This window comes from Pseudomonas sp. Xaverov 259 (assembly GCF_019352915.1).
In the GTDB taxonomy this organism is placed as follows: domain Bacteria; phylum Pseudomonadota; class Gammaproteobacteria; order Pseudomonadales; family Pseudomonadaceae; genus Aquipseudomonas.
Genome location: NZ_JAAAFV010000051.1, coordinates 181,716 through 199,221 on the forward strand (window position 1 = coordinate 181,716; position 17,506 = coordinate 199,221).

A 17,506-nucleotide genomic window follows, 5' to 3' on the forward strand; every position below is an offset into this window, starting at 1 on the left:
GCGTCCGCTGTTGTGACGCAGAGCGTCACGGTATGCATTCCCACGCGGAGCGTGGGAACGATCTGACTGGAGGTGACTATGAACAACTGGATCAGCGCCCTCGCCGACCTGCAGAACCAGGGTGAACCCTGCGTGCTGGTGACCATCATCGAAGAACTCGGCTCCACGCCGCGCAACGCTGGCTCAAAAATGGTGATCAGCGCCGCGCAGACCTTCGACACCATCGGCGGCGGTCACTTGGAATACAAGGCCATGCAGATCGCCCGCGACATGCTGGTGCGCGGCCAGCAAAACACTCACCTAGAGCGCTTCAGCCTCGGCGCCAGCCTGGGCCAGTGCTGCGGCGGCGTGACGGTGTTGCTGTTCGAACCCATGGGCCAGGTGCAGGCGCAGATCGCGGTATTTGGCGCCGGCCATGTCGGCCGCGCGCTGGTGCCGTTGTTGGCGAGCCTGCCGTGCCGGGTGCGCTGGATTGACTCGCGTGATCAGGAGTTTCCAGAACACATCCCTCAGGGCGTGCGTAAAATCGTCAGCGAAGAGCCGGTCGACGAAATTGCCGACCTGCCGGTGGGCAGTTACTGCATCGTGATGACCCACAATCACGCGCTGGACCTGGAACTGACGGCCGCGCTGCTCAAGCGCAATGACTTTGCCTATTTCGGCCTGATCGGTTCAAAGACCAAGCGGGTCAAGTTCGAACACCGCCTGCGTGATCGCGGCTTCGACACCGCGCAACTGCAACGCATGCGCTGCCCCATGGGCCTCAACGAGGTGAAGGGCAAACTGCCGGTGGAGATCGCCATCTCCATCGCCGGCGAAATCATCGCCACCTATAACGCGAATTTCGGCCAGCACACTGCGAGCGCCGAACCTATTGCCAAACTGCTGCCGGTTTCGCGCCGCAGCCAAGCTATCTAAACCATTGAGATCACCATGCCTTTGACTCGCAAAGCCTACCGCGCCGCCATTTTGCACAGCATCGCCGACCCTGCTGAAGTGGGGATCGAAGCCTCTTATGAGTATTTCGAAGACGGCCTGCTGGTCATCGATAACGGCCAAATCAGCGCCTTGGGCCACGCCAGCGATTTGCTGCCGACTCTGCCCGCCGACATCGACGTGAGCCATTATCAGGATGCGCTGATCACGCCCGGCTTGATCGACACCCATATTCACCTGCCGCAAACCGGCATGGTCGGCGCCTATGGCGAGCAGTTGCTGGATTGGCTCAACACCTACACCTTCCCATGTGAAAGCCAGTTCGCCGATAAGGCCCACGCCGAAGAAGTCGCGGACATCTTTATCAAGGAACTGCTGCGCAACGGCACTACCACCGCATTGGTATTCGGCAGCGTGCACCCGCAGTCGGTGAATGCATTTTTTGAAGCCGCCGAGAAACTCGACCTGCGCATGATCGCCGGCAAGGTGATGATGGACCGCAATGCGCCGGACTACCTGACCGACACCGCCGAATCCGGCTACCAGGAGAGCAAGGCGCTGATCGAACGCTGGCACGGCAAGGGCCGTTTGCACTATGCCGTTACGCCACGTTTTGCGCCGACCAGCACCCCGGAGCAACTGGCGCTGGCCGGGCAACTGCTGGGTGAATACCCGGACCTGTACATGCAGACTCACATCAGTGAGAACAAGCAGGAAGTCGAGTGGGTAAAAGAGCTGTTCCCGGAGCGCAACGGCTACCTGGACGTGTACGACCATTACAAGCTGCTGGGCGAGCGCTCGGTGTTTGCCCACGGCGTACACCTGTGTGATGACGAGTGCGCACGGCTGGCGGAGACGGGCTCGGCCGTGGCGTTCTGCCCGACCTCGAACCTCTTCCTTGGCAGTGGCTTGTTCAACTTGCCGATGGCCGAAAAGCACAAGCTAAATGTCGGCCTGGGCACTGACGTGGGCGGTGGCACCAGCTTCTCGTTGCTGCAAACCCTGAATGAAGCCTACAAGGTCATGCAACTGCAAGGCGCGCGTTTAAGCCCGTTCAAGTCGCTGTACCTGGCCACCTTGGGCGGCGCGCGGGCACTGCGCCTGGAAGACAAGATCGGCACGTTGCAGCCGGGCACGGATGCGGACTTTCTGGTGCTGGACTACAACGCAACGCCGCTGCTCAGCTATCGCTTGAAGCAGGCCAATAACATTGCCGAGACGTTGTTTGTGTTGATGACCCTGGGAGATGACCGGACGGTGTTGCAGACGTATGCGGCGGGTCAGTTGGTGCACCAGCGCTAATTTCAGCAACACCACAAAACAAATGTGGGAGCTGGCTCCCACATTTTTAGTCCCAGGCGAACCTGGAAAATTACAGTTTGACCGAAGAACGCCCTGGCTTCTTGGTCTGCAACAAATGCGAGAACACCGCGTGCAAATCATCCGACGCGCTTTCCTCGTCGAGGTTGAGCTTGCTGTCGATGTGATCCATGTGGTGCATCATCAAATTCACTGCCAGTGCCGCGTCGCGTGCTTCAATCGCATCGATCAGTTGAGTGTGCTCATCGTAGGAACAGTGCGAGCGGTTGCCGCTTTCGTACTGGGCGATGATCAATGAGGTTTGTGACACCAGGCTGCGCTGGAAGCTGATCAGCGGCGCATTCTTCGCCGCCTCGGCAAGCTTCAAGTGGAACTCGCCGGAAAGACGGATACCGGCACCACGATCGCCGCGTGAGAAACTGTCGCGCTCATCGTTGACCATCTGGCGCAGTTCGGCCAATTGCTCGGCGGTGGCGTGTTGCACAGCAAGCTCAGTGATCGCTCGCTCCACCAGTCGCCGGGCAAGGAATACCTGGCGGGCTTCTTCTACACTCGGGCTTGCCACCACCGCACCACGATTGGGCCGCAGCAGCACCACGCCTTCATGGGCCAGGCGCGAGAGCGCGCGGCGGATGATGGTGCGGCTGACGCCGAAGATTTCGCCCAGTGCTTCTTCACTCAATTTGGTTCCGGGCGCCAGGCGTTGCTCGAGGATGGCCTCGAAGATATGCGCATAGACGATATCGTCCTGGGTTCCGCTGCGACCAGCCTTGCCGGCTCGCGGTTGTTTCTTGAGAGGTTGCAACTGTTCGTTCATGGGCACTCGGGTTTAGAGAACGGCGGCGAATTAACGGTAATACGTCAACAGCGTGTCGCTGGCAAGTATCACCTAAAAACAGGGCACATTGTACACAACCCAGTGCGCCAACACACTGTACGGCTATTTGCGGCGGCGGCTGTATTGCAATGAGTAGTTACGTTTGAGTTTAGGCTTGAATTCGCTTTTTCCCAGGTAAAAGGAACACCTCGCCATGACCGACGCCACTCAAGCGCCCTTGCGCCCATTGGCCGACACTTCTGCGTCGGCCGTCGTCGCCGGCTTCATCGCCATGATGACCGGCTACACCAGCTCGCTGGTGCTGATGTTCCAGGCCGGCCAGGCCGCCGGTTTGACCACGGCGCAGATTTCTTCGTGGATCTGGGCAATCTCCATCGGCATGGCGGTGTGCAGCATTGGCCTGTCGTTGCGCTATCGCACGCCGATCACCATCGCCTGGTCCACACCCGGCGCCGCGCTGCTGATCACCAGCCTGGGCGGTGTCAGTTACGGCGAGGCGATCGGCGCGTACATCACCTGCGCCGTGCTGGTGACGCTCTGCGGGCTGACCGGCAGCTTTGAAAAACTGGTCAAGCGCATTCCCGCCTCGTTGGCGGCGGCGCTGCTGGCGGGGATTCTGTTCAAGATCGGCAGCGAGATTTTCGTTGCCGCGCAACATCGCACCGGGTTGGTGCTGGGGATGTTTTTCACCTATCTGATCATCAAGCGCTTGTCACCGCGTTATGCCGTGCTGGCTGCATTGGTGATCGGCACCCTATTGTCGGGGCTGATGGGCTTGCTGGACTTCAGCGGTTTTCACCTGGAAGTGGCCACACCGGTGTGGACCACGCCGCACTTCTCGCTGGCGGCGACCATCAGCATCGGCATCCCGCTGTTCGTAGTGGCCATGACCTCGCAGAACATGCCCGGCGTCGCCGTGCTGCGCGCCGACGGCTACACCGTACCTGCTTCGCCGTTGATCACCGCCACCGGCCTGGCCTCGCTGGTGCTGGCGCCGTTTGGCTCCCACGGCATCAACCTGGCGGCCATCAGCGCGGCGATCTGCACCGGGCCACATGCCCATGAAGACCGCAGCAAGCGCTACACCGCGGCAGTCTGGTGCGGGGTGTTCTACGGGATTGCCGGGGTATTTGGCGCCACCTTGGCAGCGTTGTTCGCAGCCCTGCCAAAAGAACTGGTGCTGTCGATTGCAGCGCTGGCGTTGTTTGGCTCGATCATCAATGGCTTGAGTATCGCCATGAATGAGCCCAAGGAGCGGGAAGCGGCGCTGATCACCTTTATGGTCACCGCGTCTGGCTTGACGCTGTTTTCCATCGGCTCGGCGTTCTGGGGGATTGTGGCGGGGGTGCTGACGCTGCTGATTCTGAACTGGCGCAAGGCATAAAAAAACGGCGACCCGAGGGTCGCCGTTTTTTTCAGTATCACTTAGCCGCGTTGATCGGCTTTTCCGGATACCACACGTCCAGCAGTGGGCTGACTTCAGCGCTTTTCAGTTCGCTGCGGCCTTTGAGCCAGCTTTCAACAGCTGCACGTTGCTCTTCGTTGACCGAGCCACGCTTCTGCAGGCAAACCAGACCGAAGTCATCGCCGCCAACATAGCCCAGACCGTTGGCTTCCATGGCTTCTTTGATGAATGCTTCGAGGAAAGCATCGGTAGCTTCTTCACTCAGGTCTTCTTTGAAGTCCAGGTTCAGTTCGAAACCCAGCTCTTGAAATTCATCAACGCACAGTTTTTTGCGCAGACGCTGGGAACGGTTAGTCGCCATTGGAACAATCCTCTTAAGTAATAACGGCCGGCACTTTAGCAGTTTAGGGCGACCTTTGCCCGACTCTCTGGGACGGACGGCTATTAGTCTGCAAAAAAACCCTTAATACCGGCTATGGTTCAGCTACAACTGGATGCACCTTGGGGCATAATGCCGACACTTTCGTGACCAATGAGGGATTTTCTTCCATACCCCTCGCCTTTTTCACCCTTCTCAGCAGTAGGGTTCTACTTCTTATGATCAATTCTTTTCGTTCAGTGTTACTTGCCGGTTTTCTTCTACCACTGGCCTTTTCCGTCACCGCCGCGCCGATCAACAACACCCTGCCGCCGAATGTTCAGCAGGCACTGCAAAAAGCCAAAATACCCAATACTTCGCTGTCGCTGGTGATGCTGCCTCTCACCGGCCCTGGCACGCCGACCGTGTTCAATGCCGATGTTTCGGTGAACCCGGCGTCTACCATGAAGCTGGTCACCACCTACGCGGCCCTGGAAATGCTCGGCCCCAACCACCAGTGGAAGACCGAGTTCTACACCGACGGCACCCTCAGCGGTGGCGTGTTGCGCGGCAACCTTTACCTCAAGGGTGGCGGTGACCCCAAGCTGAACATGGAAAAACTCTGGCTGTTGATGCGCGACCTGCGCGCCAATGGCGTGCAGCAAGTCACCGGCGACCTGGTGCTGGACCGCAGCTTCTTCAACCAGCCGCAATTGCCTGAATTCAATGACGACGGTAACGACGAGAACAAGCCGTTCCTGGTCAAGCCCGACGCCCTGCTGGTCAACCTCAAAGCCCTGCGCTTTGTCACCCGCAATGACGCTGGCCGAGTGATCGTGTCGGTCGAGCCGCCGATCGCAAGCATCCGCATCGACAACCAGGTCAAAGTCTCCAACGCCAAGCAGTGCACGGGCGATGTGCGCTACAGCCCGGTCACTGCCGCCGATGGCAGCGTCACCGTGACCGTCAGCGGCCAATTGGGTGATGGGTGCAGTTCGCAGACCTACCTGTCGTTGCTCGATCACGCTACCTACACCGCCGGCGCCGTGCGTGCGATCTGGCAGGAATTGGGCGGCACCATCCAGGGCCGTGATATCCAGGCGCCCGTGCCCAAGGACGCTAAAGTGCTGGCCCGTGCGTTCTCGCCGGACCTGGCGGAAATCATCCGCGACATTAACAAATACAGTAACAACACCATGGCCCAGCAGTTGTTCCTGAGCCTGGGCGCGCAGTTCCGTAACGACGCCGATGGCGACGATGCCAAAGCCGCGCAACGCGTGGTGCGCCAGTGGCTGGCGAAAAAAGGCATCACCGCGCCGCACCTGGTGATGGAAAACGGCTCCGGCCTGTCCCGCGCCGAACGCGTCAGCGCCCGCGAGATGGCGGCCATGCTGCAAGCCGCGTGGAAAGGCCCGTATGCGGCGGAATACATCAGCTCGCTACCGATTGCCGGCACTGACGGCACCATGCGCAAGCGCCTGAAAACCACGGCCCTGCGCGGCGAGGCTCACGTCAAGACCGGCACCTTGAACACCGTGCGCGCCATTGCCGGGTTCAGCCGCGACAACAACGGCAACACTTGGGTAGTGGTGGCGATCCTCAACGATTCGAAGCCATGGGGTGCGTCGTCGGTGCTCGATCAGGTGCTGCTGGACCTGTATCGCCAGCCGAAGCTGACAGCCGCTGCACCCGTCTTGTAACTGATCGTTAACTGATCGTTCCCATGCTCCGCGTGGGAACGCAGCCTGGGACGCTCTGCGTCCCAAAACGTGACGCAGAGCGTCACAAGAGGCATTCCCACGCAGAGCGTGGGAATGATCAGGCGCGCAGGCGTTCCGCTTCCACGCGGTCGCGGCCCGCCTGTTTGGCCACATACACCGCCGAGTCCGCGCGCAGCAGCAGCCCGTCAATTCCTTCATTGATGCGCCAGCTGGCCACACCAAAGCTGGCGGTCACAACGCCCACCACCTCCATCGGTTCGGTGCGCAGCGACTGCCACAACTCCATCGCCAGGCTGTAAGCCTGCTGGGCATCGGTATGCGGGCACAGCACCACGAACTCTTCGCCCCCCAAGCGGCAGAACACATCCGTGCGCCGCAGGCGCTGGCCGATGCGCTTGCACACCTCCTGCAACACACCATCGCCCACGGCGTGCCCGTACTGGTCATTGATGCGCTTGAAGTGATCAATATCGAGCATGATCAACGACAGCGTGCCCGTGGTTCGGTTGAGCCTGAGCATTTCGGCCTTGAGCCGATCCTGAAAATAACGGCGGTTATGAATGCCCGTCAGCGAGTCGGTAATCGACAGCGCACGTAGCTCCTCCTCGACGCGCTTGAGATCGGAGATATCCGACACGTAGCCGTGCCACAAGGTGCCACCGCCGGTTAACTCCTCCGGCGTGGCCTCACCGCGAATCCAGCGCAGGCCGCGTTGCGGCAACACCACCCGATACTCTTCGCGCCAATGGCTCAACTGCAGCGCCGACAGCCGGATCGACAGGCGCACCCGCTCCACGTCTTGCGGATGAATGCGTTCGAACACTTTGTCCGCGTCTTGCTGCAATACGCCCATGTCGATTTCATAGATATCGCGCATACCGTCGCTGGCATAGATGAAACGCCCTTTGCCCTTGGGTTCAAGGGTGAACTGAAAGATCCCGCCAGGCACGTGGGCACTGAGTTTTTTCAGTAGGCGGTCGCGCGCGGCCAACGCCTCGTAGGCGCGTTTTTGTTCGGTCACGTCCAGGTAGATCGCCAAGTGCCCGATCCACAGGCCATAGTCGTCCAGCAACACGGTGGTGAGCATATTCACCGTCAGGTAGCTGCCATCCTCGCGCAGTAATGTCCACTCGCGCGCCTCGTGCAGATTGTCCGGGCTTTCCACCAGCATCGCCTGGCTCGCCGGAATACGCTTGCCCAAGGTCACACTCAAACTGGCCGCGCGCGCTTCGAGTTCCAGGGCCAGATGCAGGCTTTCCAGGGTCAGCCGCCCCACCACCGCCTCGGACTTGTACCCGAGCATTTTCTCGGCACCGGCATTGAAGGTGTTGATCACACCCCGCAGGTCAGTGGCAATGATCGCAACATGGGTGGCGGCGTTCAGCACACTGCGCAATTGTCCGTGAGCGGCGCGCAGCTCCTGCTCCCTCACGTGCAACTGCTGCGTGCGCTGTTCCACCAGCTTGAGCGCGCGCTGGCGCTGGCTGACCAACACATACAGCAACGCACTGAGCAGCAGGCTGAGAAGCAAGCCCATTGCCAGGATGGTGTGCATCGAGGAGTGATTGGCCTGGTCGAACACCTGACTGGCGCGAATGCTCAAGGCGTACACATGGTCGCCGAGGGTGAGGCGGCGCGCGGCGACAAGGCTGCTGTCGCCTACGGCGTTGCTGGACGCGTACAGCACACGCTGCTGCGTGTCGGAGGTGTCGACGATCTGCATCACCAGGTTGTCGCGGTTGGGCTTGGGCAAACCATCGGCAACCAGTTGGCGCATGCTGATCACTGCCATCACGTAACCATGGGGCTCGGTGTCGGCGGGTTTGCTCACCGGCGCCACCAGCAAAACCCCGGCGGCATAAGCTGGCTCCACGCCCACCAGTTGCATGGGTTGGGACACCGCAGGCCGACCGCTTTTTTGCACCCGTTCAAGCACCGAACGGCGCAGCGGCTGGGCCAACAGATCAAATCCCAGGGGCGAACCCAGCAGGCTTTGGGTCTGGCTGTACAACACCGGCACATACTCGTCGCGCTCAGGCGCAGGCGCCAGCTCACCCGACGCGTTCAACTCACGAATGGCAAAAGGGCTGCCGCGCTGACGCGAAATCTCCTGTTCAAAAGCGTTGCGCTGTTCGCGAAATATACGCGGCGCCCAGGCATAGGCGCGGGCGCGCAGAAGCAAAGGCTTGGCGAAACCATCGAACTCAGCGCGGGACACATCACTGGAATTGACGAAGAAGCGCTGCAGGCTGGCCAGGCGTTGCTCCTGGTCTTCAAAACGCTCCTGAAGGCGGGTGTAGCGCTCGTTGACCAACAACTGGAAACGCTGGCGCACTTGCTGCTGATAGAGGTCGGAGGCCGCCCAGGCGACGATGCCCGTCAGCGCGCCACCTGCCAATAACACCACCAATGCCACCAGCCAAGCCGACGCCTGCTCACTGATAAAGCCTAGTATTTTCGGGCGAACGGCTTGCATCGGCATAGGCAACACTCACAACGCCAGCGTGCGGGGGGTGTCACTTTGGCTAGGCGTTAAGTTATAGCCATGAGGCTGGCGTTTGACCAGTGCAAAAAAGCCGCAAGCCCGGAATAGTCCGGGCTTGCGGCTTTTTGGTGCAGCTTGAGTGTGTCAATCAGCGCGCGGTGATTTTCCACGCCCGGTGAATCTTCGCGTTACGGGCGAAGTCCGGGTCCAGGGTTTTGTCGCTGATTTCCTCGACCGCGTAGCGCTCGCTGAGGTTGTCCTCCAGCACGAACTTGCGGAAGTTGTTCGAGAAGTACAGCACGCCGCCCGGGGCCAGGCGCGCCATGGCCAGGTCGAGCAACTGCACGTGGTCACGCTGCACGTCGAAGATGCCTTCCATGCGCTTGGAGTTGGAGAAGGTCGGCGGGTCGATGAAGATCAGGTCGAACTCATCGCGGCTGGCTTCCAGCCAGGCCATCACATCACCCTGCTCCAGGCGGTTCTTGTCAGAGAAACCATTGAGGGAGAAGTTGCGACGTGCCCAGTCCAGGTAAGTTTTGGACAAATCGACACTGGTGGTGCTGCGCGCGCCGCCCTTGGCTGCATGCACACTGGCGGTGGCGGTGTAGCAATACAGGTTGAGGAAGCGCTTGCCGGCCGCCTCCTTCTGGATACGCATGCGCATCGGACGGTGGTCGAGGAACAGGCCGGTGTCCAGGTAGTCGGTGAGGTTGACCAGCAGCTTCACGCCGCCTTCGCTGACCTCAGTGAACTTGCCTTGGGCGCTTTGACGTTCGTACTGCTTGGTGCCGCTCTGACGTTCGCGACGTTTGACCACCACGCGGCTCTTGTCGACGTTCAGTGCCTGGGGAATCGCCGCCAGCGCATCGAACATACGGGCCGAGGCCTTTTCCGGGTCGATGGATTTCGGCGCGGCATATTCCTGCACGTGTACCCAATCGTGGTAGAGGTCGATGGCCATGGAGTATTCCGGCATATCGGCGTCATACACACGGTAGCAGTCCACACCTTCGCGCTTGGCCCATTTGCCCAGCTGCTTGAGGTTCTTTTGCAAGCGGTTGGCGAACATCTGCCCGCCTTCGCTCAGGCGCGCCTGCTCAACCACCGGGGCTGGAGCCGGCTTGATCGGGTTGCCGTTCTTGTTGTACTGGCGCTCGACCGGCTCGGTCGGGGCCTGATCGTAAGCGGCTTGCTCACGTTCGGCCTGACGCTGTTCCGGGGTACGGCGCTCGCCGGTGACGAACTGGTCCGGGTTGACCTTGATCAGCAGCAATTTGCACGGCAATGCGCCGTTCCAGAACGAATACTGTTTGTGGCTGCGGATGCCCATGCGCTTGCCCAGGTCCGGCGCGCCGGTGAACACCGCCGCTTCCCAGCCCATGCACGCCTGGCGCAGACGCTCGCCGAGGTTCTGGTAGAGGTACAACAGGCTGGCTTCGTCACCCAGGCGCTCGCCGTACGGTGGGTTGCAGATCACCAGGCCTTTCTGGTTCTGGTCCGGGCGCGGCTCGAAAGTGCCGACTTCGCCCTGGTACACCTTGATCCAGTGGCTCAGGCCTGCGCGTTCGATGTTGTTGCGCGCGGGTTGGATCAAGCGCGGGTCGGCTTCGTAGCCACGTACCCACAACGGCGGTTTGTTCATGCCGATGGCGGCACGCTCGGTGGCCTCGGTGTGCAGCTTTTTCCACAGTGCCGGCACGTGACCGAGCCAGGTGGTGAAGCCCCACAGCTCACGGTTCAAGTTAGGCGCCATGTCGGCGGCGATCATTGCGCCTTCCACCAGGAAGGTGCCCACGCCACACATCGGGTCCGTCAGCGCGCCGCCTTCGGCCGCAATGCGCGGCCAGCCAGAGCGAATCAGGATCGCGGCCGCGAGGTTTTCCTTCAACGGTGCAGCGCCCTGCTGCAAGCGATAACCGCGCTGGTGCAGGCTGTGGCCGGACAGGTCAAGGGAAAGGATGGCTTCGCCACGGTCCAGGCGCAGGTGAATGCGCAGGTCCGGGTTGATCTTGTCGATGGACGGACGTTCGCCGGTCGGGGTGCGCAGCTTGTCGACAATCGCATCCTTGACCTTCAGCGCGCCGAAGTGGGTGTTGTCGATGCCCGAGCCGTGGCCACTGAATTCAACGGCCAGGGTGCCGTCCGGGACCATGTGGTCGGCCCATTCGATATCCAGCACGCCGTGGTAGAGGTCTTCGGCGTCCTTCATCGGGAAGCGCTTGAGCACCAGCAGCACGCGGTTGGCCAGGCGCGACCACAGGCACAGGCGGTAGGCGGTTTCCATGTCGGCCATGCCGCGCACGGCCGAGGTGTGCTCGCGGGCTTCCTCAAGGCCAAGCCCGACGGCTTCCTCGATCAGCAGGCCTTCGAGGCCCTTGGGGCAGGTGAGGAAGAGTTCAAAACGGTCCGACATGGGGCATTCCAGGCTTTTCAGCAATAAATGAACGGGCGACGCATCGCCGGCTCGGTTTTCAATCAAGCACTTTTCTTGAAGAGTGCTCGCGTGGCACGAATGTGCCGTTCCACCCCGGCTGCCGGGCTTTTGAGCCTTAATTGCCGGGGCAGATAAATAAATGTTTGCAACAAAAAGAAATATCCCGACCCTTCGTCGAATAATAACCGACTGCAACGGGCGGGCATTCTCACTAAAGGATTAAACCCATCCTCTATGCAGGGCACATCATAGCTGGGTTTGCCTAATAAATGGGGCGAAAAGCCATCCCAGCTTATGGCTATAGCATCGTTATCGTTACGTGCTTATGACAAAACGATCATTGAATCCATGTGACCTATTGGTTAGAACTCAACACAGGTTGGCGCCGTAACGACGCCGACACATAGGCTCGCCACGCCGGCAGCGAGCCCACCAACGGCAGGAAAACCCTGCCCGGCCCCAAGCGGGGCCGAAGGATATCTAGACAGTCAACAAGTGAGGGAAACACCCTATGAGAAGACTTAAGCGTGATCCGTTGGAAAGAGCATTTTTACGCGGATATCAATATGGCGTTCATGGTAAATCCCGTGAGCTTTGCCCATTTACTCTACCGTCGGTACGCCAAGCCTGGATCAACGGCTGGCGAGAAGGACGCGGCGACAACTGGGACGGTATGACTGGCACTGCGGGAATCCACAGACTCAACGAACTTCACGCCGTCGGCTGACACAGGGCACTTAATCCGACAACCACCTTGAAGATTTTGTAACGACTTAACCACGCACGTCCTATCCGGGCGGCGGGCTTCGGCCCAGGGGGCTCCTTTTGGAGCCCTTTTTAATGCTCGGAAATTGGCTGATCTATCAGCGCAAAGCCGCGATGGCATCCACCGACTCGCGAATCAACGCCGGGCCTTTGTAGATAAAGCCGGAATAGAGTTGCACCAGGCTTGCGCCGGCGGCGATTTTCTCGGCGGCGTGCTTGCCTTCGGTAATGCCGCCCACGGCGATGATCGGCAACCGCCCCGCCAGCTCAGCGGCCAGTACCTTGACGATATGGGTGCTCTGGTCCCGCACCGGCGCGCCCGACAGGCCGCCCGCTTCGTCACCATGGGCCAGCCCTTCGACGCCGACGCGGCTTAAGGTGGTGTTGGTGGCGATCACCGCGTCCATACCCGAATCCACCAGGGCCTGGGCGACCAAAACGGTTTCATCGTCGCTCATGTCCGGGGCAATCTTGATGGCCAACGGCACACGCTTGCCATGGCGCACGGCCAGGTCCTCCTGACGTTGGCGCAAGGCTTCGAGCAATTGCTTGAGGGAATCACCAAACTGCAGGCTGCGTAGCCCCGGTGTGTTGGGCGAACTGACGTTGACCGTGACGTAGCTGGCGTGGGCGTAGACCTTGTCCAGGCAGATCAGGTAATCATCCACCGCGCGCTCGACCGGCGTGTCGAAGTTCTTGCCGATATTGATGCCGAGAATACCGTTGTATTTCGCGGCTTGAACCCGCGACAGCAAGTGATCAACACCCAGGTTGTTGAAGCCCATGCGGTTGATGATCGCTTCGGCTTCGGGCAAACGGAAAATACGCGGCTTCGGGTTGCCCGGCTGTGGCCGTGGGGTCACGGTGCCGATTTCGACGAAGCCGAAACCCAGTTGCGCAAAACCATCGATGGCCGCGCCGTTCTTGTCCAGGCCCGCAGCCAGCCCGACCGGGTTGGGGAAATCGAGCCCCATCACCGACACGGGCATTTTTGCCGGCGCCTTGCATACCAGGCCATTGAGCCCCAGGCGGCCACCGGCACCAATCAAGTCCAGGGACAGATCGTGGGAGGTTTCCGGGGAGAGTTTGAACAACAGCTGGCGGGCCAGGGTATACATGGGCGGGCTAGACTCGGATGGCGGCGAAAGGTGGCGCGATTATAGCCGGGGTGGCACGCCAGGTGCGAGGCGTGCCGCCCAATCATCACGGGCGCTGTGCAACCAACGCCTCATACTGCGCCCAGATTTTTTCGGCATAACGCAGGCGCAATGCCTCGCGCCCAGGTGCTGGCCCGGCATTATAGGAGCCCACGGCTGTCCAGTTGTAACCGAAGCGCTGGATAAAGTCGGCCAGAATCGAAGCGCCCACTTCGATCGATAAACACGGCTCGGCCAGCAGTCTTTCCTCGGTAATCCCCTGCTTGGCCAGGCGAGGCAAGTGCATGCTATTGATCTGCATCAGGCCAATATCCCGCGAGCCATCGCTATTTGCCTCGTTCACCGCGCCAGTGCGTGCGCCCGACTCCACGACCGCAATGGCCTGCAACAGCTCCGGCTCGATGTCATACCGGCCGGCGACCGCCTCCCAGCAGTTGGCCCAGGCCGGGAAGCTGCCCATCAGCAGGCACAGCAGCAAGCCGGCGCGCAAACGCTTAATCATGATTCACCTGACCACAGGCCGAACAGATGCGTGGCACACGCGCCTGCCCGGGCTGTTGTTGGATGTGTTGCCGAACGGTGACGGCACAGGTAAACCGATACCCCTTGCCATAGATCGTCTTTATAAAGCCTTTGTCTTTCCTCAAATGCTTGCGCAATTCATAGATACAACGGGTGAGCGACTCCTCCGCAACCTCGCCACGGGACCAGGCCTGCTCGAGTAAACGATCTTTGGTCATCAGCACACCACCGGATGCCAACAACAACCGCAGCACCTGCCACTCCTTGGGTGGTAGCTGAATATCCACACCCTCACCCGTTAACCGGCCATCAACATACAAGGTCCATCCGGCAAAAAACCACGAGGCCGCCAGCCCTTCATTCTCGAGGGTCATATTCACCTCTGTACCTGATCTACTGACATTGATTCCCTTGTTTCCAGAAACGGTCGATACGACAACCCCGCGACTATAGAAAGTCGGCCTCTGAACAACGTTAGGAAAAAACCCATGTAATCGAGGATTTGGGTGCGTATCACGTAGGACTTTTGGCTATCCCAGGCAACACATACCCAGAAACGCGTTGATAGGCGCTCAAAGAGTTATTGGATTTCAGAGGCTTCGCGGTTTTCGCGCACAAATGCGCGCTGCACACGCTCATATTGGCTTTGCGTCAGCGGCGGCGGCCCGAGAGCACCCGCCAGCATCCGCGACTCTGCGCCGACCGCCCGGGCCTGGATCACAAACAGCCGCACCTCGGCGCGCCGACCAGAACCCACGCCGCCCTCACGTTCAAACCCACCCAGCCACAACCGCCTGCCCAAAGGCACGCGCACCACCGTGTTGATTCCCAGCCGCCCTACTGCCCCAACCGAACCAGGCTTGAGTTTGCTGTCCAGTTGACGGCCATCCTCAAGGGTCAGCTGCATTTCAATCTGATTCGCTGCCGCAAAGCGTGGTAGCACGCTGGCTTCGGTGCCATACCCCACCGGCTCCCACTTGCCGCTGTCGACACCAGGCTTGGGCAGGTAAAAAGTATGATTAGCCTGGAAAACCGCTGGAACATTCTCTTGCGTAAGCAGCACGGGAAACGTGGTGACCCTGGCTTTGCGTCGACGCTCAAGCACACCGAGCTGTGCCATCAAGCGGCTGTCGTCCAAGGGCTCCAGCACGCGGGTCACCGAGGCTCCGGTGCCGGTTTCCTGAGCCCAGGCCACGCCCATCTTGTCGAGTTCCTTACGGTCTACATCGATCTGCCACAGCGCCACTTCGATTGGCCGCTTGGGCCTGTCCAATTCCGCTACCAGCTCCTCTATCACCTTGACCTGATCAGGTTTGCCCTTGATCAATAAACTGTTGGAATCCGGGTAGGCCATCACCAATAGACTCTTGTCAGCCAGCAACCCCGGGGGGCGCTGCCGGGCATCCTTCTGCTCGATAGCCAGCAGGTTCTCGATCATGGTGGCCATGCCCGGTACATTGACCTTGTCGTCGCCCATGACGTACTGACGGTCAGCCACATGGGTGTTGAACACCTGCACCACGCCGAAGGCCTGTTTACCGACACGCACTTCGGTGCGAGGCCTGTCCATCAGTTGAGCCAGGTGCAACACCTGGTCCACATAATTAGGTGGCCCGGAAACATAGAACGTGCGCGCGCCGCTCTCTCTGAGTGGATAACGTGATTCATCAAACCCCGAACGGCGCATGAACCCACGCAATCTACCGACCGAAATGTGCCGCAGCGCGACCGCAGTGCTTTTTGCTTCGCTGGCGTCATACAGGTAAAGCACCTGCCCGTCGCTGTACCAGATCAGGCCCAACTGCTCGGCGACTGTCGCGAGGGTCTGCTGCGCAGCCTCCAGATCGAAAGTGCCGCAAATGCGTCTACGCGCCGCTTCGCGGCTGACGACGATGGGCAACCCCAAGGGAAGCGACAACGCACTGAAAAAGGTATGCAGGCTTTCATCCCGAGCCTCATAGCTCTCGCCCCAGGCGGGAACATTGGCCCACAACAACGCGCCGCACAACAGCCAGCGGCATAGCCGGCGGGAGCTCATCGGTGGTAGCTCATCAGGGTCGGTGAATCGATAGGCAACTTGAGTGTTCCTGGCAATCGGGCGCAAAGAAGCGGCCATACTGAAAGGCACTCGAGTTTCAATCTTGATGGAAAGGTGACGGCAGGCTTCATCCGCCTGCCCGTGGCATGTGCCTTGCTACGGACTCTGCATCAGAGCCCGCGCCAACGTCGGAGCAGGCTTGCAGACAAAGGCGTCGTTACCCGGCAATGGCTTGCACTGCCATGCGAAGGAACGATGCTTTTTTTTTGAAAGAAAAGGTAGGTGTTGATGAACGACTCGGTCGGCAACAGCCCGGTGAACAACCCACTGGCGTGGGTCAACGGCAGTGACGCCCCGGAAAAGAGCAGCCTGGACCTGGGTTTCATGGCACTCACCGACTGCGCTTCATTGGTGGTCGCCGCGACCCAGGGGTTTGCCCAACCCTACGGCCTGACCCTGAACCTCAAGCGGCAATCCTCCTGGGCCAACCTGCGCGACAAACTGGTCAGCGGTGAACTGGACGCCGCCCACAGCCTGTATGGGTTGATCTACGCCGTACACCTGGGCATTGGCGGCGTGGCGCCCACCGATATGGCGGTACTGATGGGGCTCAACCAGAACGGCCAGAGCATCAACCTGTCCCACGGCCTGCAACAGCAGGGAGTGACCACTCCTGAGGCACTCGACCGCCACGTGCACCAAAGCCGTACAAAGCTGACGTTCGCCCAGACTTTTCCCACCGGCACCCACGCCATGTGGCTGTATTACTGGCTGGCGAGCCAAGGCATTCACCCGTTGCAAGATGTCGACAGTGTAGTGGTGCCGCCGCCGCAGATGATCGCGCACCTGCAAGCCGGGCGCATCGACGGCTTTTGTGTCGGCGAGCCCTGGTGCGCCAGCGCGGTCCAGCAAAACCAGGGGTTCACCCTGGCCACTACGCAGTCGATCTGGCCGAATCACCCAGAAAAAGTGCTCGGCTGCACCCAGGCGTTCGTCGACCAATACCCAAACACCGCCCGCGTGCTGGTCATGGCGATCCTCGAGGCCAGCCGTTTCATCGAACAAAGTCAGGAAAACCGCCGTTCCACCGCACAACTGCTCAGCGCCCGCGAGTACCTCGATGCCCCGCTCGACTGCATCGAACCCCGCTTGCTCGGAAATTATGACGACGGCCTCGGCAACCAGTGGAAAGACCCGCACGCCCTGCGCTTTTTTGCCGATGGCGAGGTGAACCTGCCGTACCTATGCGATGGCATGTGGTTCATGACCCAGTTTCGCCGTTGGGGCCTGCTGCGCGAAGACCCGGACTACCTGGGCGTGGCTCGCCAGGTGCAGCAATTGGACCTGTATCGCCAAGCCGCTGCTGCCGCTGGCGTCCCGGCTGCCGCCCAGGACATGCGCAGCAGCCAGCTGATCGACGGCAAGATCTGGGACGGCTCCGACCCCGCCGCCTACGCCCGCGGCTTCCGCCTGCATGCCTTGGCGGATTCCACCAACCGCCAGGCACAGCGCTGACAGGACCACGAC

At 60.4% G+C, this 17,506-nt stretch carries 14 protein-coding genes; 6 read left to right on the forward strand and 8 right to left on the reverse strand.

Annotated elements, in window-relative coordinates:
• The first annotated feature begins 78 nt into the window (after nt 1-78).
• Nucleotides 79-918, forward strand: coding sequence for a xanthine dehydrogenase accessory protein XdhC (xdhC, locus tag K0H48_RS22390; protein ID WP_219269237.1), 840 nt, complete (start codon nt 79-81; stop codon nt 916-918).
• A gap of 15 nt (nt 919-933) precedes the next feature.
• On the forward strand, nt 934-2,238 hold the full coding sequence (gene guaD / locus K0H48_RS22395) for a guanine deaminase (RefSeq protein WP_219269239.1): 1,305 nt from the start codon (nt 934-936) through the stop codon (nt 2,236-2,238).
• Nucleotides 2,239-2,308: 70 nt separating this feature from the next.
• On the opposite strand, the gene K0H48_RS22400 is transcribed toward guaD, so the two are convergent.
• On the reverse strand, nt 2,309-3,073 hold the full coding sequence (locus K0H48_RS22400; protein ID WP_003175499.1) for a GntR family transcriptional regulator: 765 nt from the start codon (nt 3,071-3,073) through the stop codon (nt 2,309-2,311).
• A 214-nt stretch (nt 3,074-3,287) separates the two neighbouring features.
• Here K0H48_RS22400 and K0H48_RS22405 point away from each other — a divergent pair, with 214 nt between their 5' ends.
• Nucleotides 3,288-4,478, forward strand: coding sequence for a benzoate/H(+) symporter BenE family transporter (locus tag K0H48_RS22405; protein WP_219269241.1), 1,191 nt, complete (start codon nt 3,288-3,290; stop codon nt 4,476-4,478).
• Between the two features lie 37 nt (nt 4,479-4,515).
• Here K0H48_RS22405 and K0H48_RS22410 read toward each other — a convergent pair whose 3' ends face one another.
• Nucleotides 4,516-4,860 carry a YggL family protein gene (locus K0H48_RS22410; protein WP_017134776.1) on the reverse strand — a complete coding sequence of 115 codons (345 nt, stop codon included), beginning with the start codon at nt 4,858-4,860 and terminating at the stop codon, nt 4,516-4,518.
• Nucleotides 4,861-5,096: 236 nt separating this feature from the next.
• On the opposite strand from K0H48_RS22410, the gene dacB reads away from it, so the two are divergent.
• Nucleotides 5,097-6,557, forward strand: coding sequence for a D-alanyl-D-alanine carboxypeptidase/D-alanyl-D-alanine-endopeptidase (gene dacB / locus K0H48_RS22415; RefSeq protein ID WP_219269243.1), 1,461 nt, complete (start codon nt 5,097-5,099; stop codon nt 6,555-6,557).
• 118 nt (nt 6,558-6,675) lie between these two features.
• Here dacB and K0H48_RS22420 read toward each other — a convergent pair whose 3' ends face one another.
• Together K0H48_RS22420 and rlmKL are read right to left on the reverse strand one after the other, a co-directional pair.
• Nucleotides 6,676-9,060, reverse strand: a complete 2,385-nt coding sequence (locus K0H48_RS22420) for a diguanylate cyclase (RefSeq protein WP_219269245.1) — start codon at nt 9,058-9,060, stop codon at nt 6,676-6,678.
• Nucleotides 9,061-9,211: 151 nt separating this feature from the next.
• A complete protein-coding gene (gene rlmKL, locus K0H48_RS22425) occupies nt 9,212-11,476 on the reverse strand; it encodes a bifunctional 23S rRNA (guanine(2069)-N(7))-methyltransferase RlmK/23S rRNA (guanine(2445)-N(2))-methyltransferase RlmL (RefSeq protein WP_219269247.1) in 2,265 nt (754 codons plus the stop codon).
• A 532-nt stretch (nt 11,477-12,008) separates the two neighbouring features.
• Between rlmKL and K0H48_RS22430 the strand changes: the two genes are divergently transcribed.
• Entirely contained in the window at nt 12,009-12,224 is a 216-nt protein-coding gene (locus K0H48_RS22430; RefSeq protein ID WP_002553055.1) for a ribosome modulation factor, read from the forward strand.
• A gap of 136 nt (nt 12,225-12,360) precedes the next feature.
• Here K0H48_RS22430 and K0H48_RS22435 read toward each other — a convergent pair whose 3' ends face one another.
• The 4 genes from K0H48_RS22435 to sctC all read right to left on the reverse strand — a co-directional run bounded on the left by K0H48_RS22435 (nt 12,361) and on the right by sctC (nt 15,979).
• Entirely contained in the window at nt 12,361-13,380 is a 1,020-nt protein-coding gene (locus tag K0H48_RS22435; RefSeq protein ID WP_219269249.1) for a quinone-dependent dihydroorotate dehydrogenase, read from the reverse strand.
• Nucleotides 13,381-13,465: 85 nt separating this feature from the next.
• Nucleotides 13,466-13,921: a transglycosylase SLT domain-containing protein gene (locus K0H48_RS22440; protein WP_219269250.1), complete on the reverse strand. Its 456-nt coding sequence runs from the start codon at nt 13,919-13,921 to the stop codon at nt 13,466-13,468.
• On the reverse strand, nt 13,914-14,315 hold the full coding sequence (locus K0H48_RS22445; RefSeq protein ID WP_219269251.1) for a winged helix-turn-helix domain-containing protein: 402 nt from the start codon (nt 14,313-14,315) through the stop codon (nt 13,914-13,916). Before K0H48_RS22445 ends, K0H48_RS22440 begins: the two co-directional genes overlap by 8 nt.
• 206 nt (nt 14,316-14,521) lie before the next feature.
• The gene (sctC, locus tag K0H48_RS22450; protein ID WP_219269252.1) at nt 14,522-15,979 is read right to left on the reverse strand and encodes a type III secretion system outer membrane ring subunit SctC; all 1,458 of its coding nucleotides are present in this window, start codon (nt 15,977-15,979) and stop codon (nt 14,522-14,524) included.
• Nucleotides 15,980-16,267: 288 nt separating this feature from the next.
• Here sctC and K0H48_RS22455 point away from each other — a divergent pair, with 288 nt between their 5' ends.
• Complete coding sequence (locus K0H48_RS22455) at nt 16,268-17,494, forward strand: CmpA/NrtA family ABC transporter substrate-binding protein (protein ID WP_219269253.1); 1,227 nt, start codon at nt 16,268-16,270, stop codon at nt 17,492-17,494.
• The last annotated feature ends 12 nt before the right edge of the window (nt 17,495-17,506 follow it).

Coding starts and splice junctions, on each gene's coding strand:
- rlmKL (WP_219269247.1), bottom strand. CDS start 11,476: ATGTCGGACCGTTTTGAACTCTTCCTCACCTGCCCCAAGGGCCTCGAA.
- K0H48_RS22410 (WP_017134776.1), bottom strand. CDS start 4,860: ATGGCGACTAACCGTTCCCAGCGTCTGCGCAAAAAACTGTGCGTTGAT.
- K0H48_RS22400 (WP_003175499.1), bottom strand. CDS start 3,073: ATGAACGAACAGTTGCAACCTCTCAAGAAACAACCGCGAGCCGGCAAG.
- guaD (WP_219269239.1), top strand. CDS start 934: ATGCCTTTGACTCGCAAAGCCTACCGCGCCGCCATTTTGCACAGCATC.
- K0H48_RS22420 (WP_219269245.1), bottom strand. CDS start 9,060: ATGCCGATGCAAGCCGTTCGCCCGAAAATACTAGGCTTTATCAGTGAG.
- sctC (WP_219269252.1), bottom strand. CDS start 15,979: ATGAGCTCCCGCCGGCTATGCCGCTGGCTGTTGTGCGGCGCGTTGTTG.
- xdhC (WP_219269237.1), top strand. CDS start 79: ATGAACAACTGGATCAGCGCCCTCGCCGACCTGCAGAACCAGGGTGAA.
- dacB (WP_219269243.1), top strand. CDS start 5,097: ATGATCAATTCTTTTCGTTCAGTGTTACTTGCCGGTTTTCTTCTACCA.
- K0H48_RS22405 (WP_219269241.1), top strand. CDS start 3,288: ATGACCGACGCCACTCAAGCGCCCTTGCGCCCATTGGCCGACACTTCT.
- K0H48_RS22445 (WP_219269251.1), bottom strand. CDS start 14,315: ATGACCCTCGAGAATGAAGGGCTGGCGGCCTCGTGGTTTTTTGCCGGA.
- K0H48_RS22430 (WP_002553055.1), top strand. CDS start 12,009: ATGAGAAGACTTAAGCGTGATCCGTTGGAAAGAGCATTTTTACGCGGA.
- K0H48_RS22455 (WP_219269253.1), top strand. CDS start 16,268: ATGAACGACTCGGTCGGCAACAGCCCGGTGAACAACCCACTGGCGTGG.
- K0H48_RS22435 (WP_219269249.1), bottom strand. CDS start 13,380: ATGTATACCCTGGCCCGCCAGCTGTTGTTCAAACTCTCCCCGGAAACC.
- K0H48_RS22440 (WP_219269250.1), bottom strand. CDS start 13,921: ATGATTAAGCGTTTGCGCGCCGGCTTGCTGCTGTGCCTGCTGATGGGC.